Genomic DNA, 2424 nt, shown 5'->3' with positions numbered 1-2424 from the left:
CAAACTCGACCGCCGCGCACTACCCACACCCGACCTCACCGCAGCCCTCACCGGCGGACAACACCCCACCACGGTCACCGAAACCACCCTCGCCACCGTCTTCGCCGACATCCTGCACCTGCCCACCGACACCGAACTCTCGATCGACGACGACTTCTTCCGCCTCGGCGGCGACTCCATCTCCTCCATCCAAGTCGTCACCGCAGCCCGCCGCGCCGGCATCACCATCACCGCCGCCGACATCTTCACCCACCGCACCATCAGCGCCCTGGCACGAATCGCCGACACCCACACCCAGACCCACACCGAAACCGGACCCACCACCGTCACCACCGCACCACTGCAACCCATCGCCGCCCGCTACATAGACCGACCCGGCTTCGACCACTTCACCCAATCCTTCGTCTTCACCACCCCACCCGACCTCACCACCGACACCCTCCACCGAATCCTCACCCGCGTCATCGGCCATCACCCGACCCTGCAGGGCCACCTCGGCATCGACAACTCCGGCGCACCACACTTCACCGGCGCCGCCACCCCGATTGAGGTCACCACCCGACTCGACACCACCGAATTCACCGACGGTTGGTCCGGACCGCGCTGGCCTGCGTACGTCACTGCCGAGACGACACGGCTCTCCGAGCGACTCGATCCGGCGAACGGGATTTTGTGGCGCGCCCTGTGGTGCACCCACTCCGGTGACACCCAGCCCAACGACACCGACTTCGGTGACACCACCGGCCGCCTCGTCATGGTCATCCACCACCTCGCCGTCGACGGAGTCTCCTGGCGCATCCTCGAGGACGACCTCGCACACGCCTGGGCACTCGACACCGGCGCCACCGACACCGACCTGCTGCCGACCGGCACCTCCATCACCACCTGGACGCACGCACTGACCGAGCAGGATGTCACCGAGCAACTGGGTCACTGGAGCACGGTGGTGAACGCGGTCGTCCCGCTGTTCGGCGAGACCGGAATCGACCAGGAGCGCCACACCCAGGCCGCCGTCACAACTATCGACGTGAAAATCCCGGCCGGGCCCCTGATCAACAACGTCACCGCCGCACTCTCCGCCAGCGTCGAAGACATCCTCCTCACCGCAGTCACCATCGCCACCGGCACCTGGCGCGCACGCCACCACCTCGAGCCACGCCCGGTCACCATCGGCATGGAAGGCCACGGCCGCCAAGAAACCCTCGTCCCCGGAGCAGACCTCTCACGCTCGATCGGCTGGTTCACCACCTGGTACCCGATCCTCGCCGACCTCACCGACCTCGACCCGATCGACACCATCACCGACCCCACCCTCGCCGCCGACGCCGTACTACGCATCAAAGACACACTCGCACGCGTCCCGGACCGCGGCATCGGCTACGGCATACTCACCCACCTCCATCCCGACACCGCCCTACCCACCACCACCCCCGACCTCGCGCTCAACTACCTCGGCAACTTCAGTGCCGTCACCGCCAAACCATGGTCCAATTCGCCGGAGTGCCCCGGAATTCGCGCGCACCTGCCGAAAAACTCGCCCGCTGCAGCAGTGGTGGATATCAATATCGCGGTTCTCACTGGTAGCGATGGCGAGCCCATGTTCGACGGATCCTTCGCCTATGCCCAGGACATCTTGACCAGCGAACAGGCGCGCGAACTCGTCCAACTCTGGACCACCGCGCTACAGACTCTTGTCACGTACGCCAGCGGCGTGGGTGCAGGGCGCGTGCGCCGTTCCCTCACCGACTTCACCGCCAGCGGTACGACTTACGGCGACCTCACCACCTGGGACCACCGCTACGGCGACATCGCCGACGTCCAGCCCCTGACGCCACTGCAACACGGCATGGTCTTCGAATCACTCCTCGGTGACAGCGCCAGCGTGGACCTGTATCTCACGCACACACTGGTCCACGTCACCGGAACGCTCGACAACGAACGGCTCTACAGAGCCCTGCGAACGTTGACCGAGATCTATCCCAACCTCAAAGCGGCGATCACACCCGCTGCGAACGGCGACTACGTCGCCGTCATCCCCACGCACGCGACGATCGAACTCACCGCAGTGAATGGCATCGGAGATGCAGGTGCCGTGGACAAAGCCGTGGCGCGGAACCGGGAAACCGGGTTCGTTCTGGCTGACGCGCCGTTGATGCGCGTCACCGCGGTCACGACCGCAGCCGACCAGCACACCCTCATCCTGACCATCCACCACGCCATCACCGACGGCTGGTCCACCCCACCCCTGATCGCCACACTGCTCCGCGCCTACAACAACCCCACCACACCCGCACTCCCCGACACCACCTACCCGAGCTTCCTCCACTGGCTCACCCACCACGACCACACCACCTCACTCGACACCTGGACCACCGCCCTCGCCGACGTCACCGAACCCACCCTCATCGCCACCACCAACACGAA

General features: G+C 65.8%; 1 protein-coding gene. It reads left to right on the top strand.

Annotated elements, in window-relative coordinates; genetic code table 11:
* Positions 1–2424 (top strand): condensation domain-containing protein (locus BH95_RS29160; RefSeq protein ID WP_037184767.1); only part of this gene is annotated, 2424 nt, incomplete at both ends.

This window comes from Rhodococcoides fascians A44A (assembly GCF_000760735.1).
GTDB lineage: Bacteria > Actinomycetota > Actinomycetes > Mycobacteriales > Mycobacteriaceae > Rhodococcoides > Rhodococcoides fascians_E.
The sequence above is the reverse complement of the archived record's forward strand: the minus strand, read 5'-3'. Positions and strand labels throughout refer to the sequence as shown.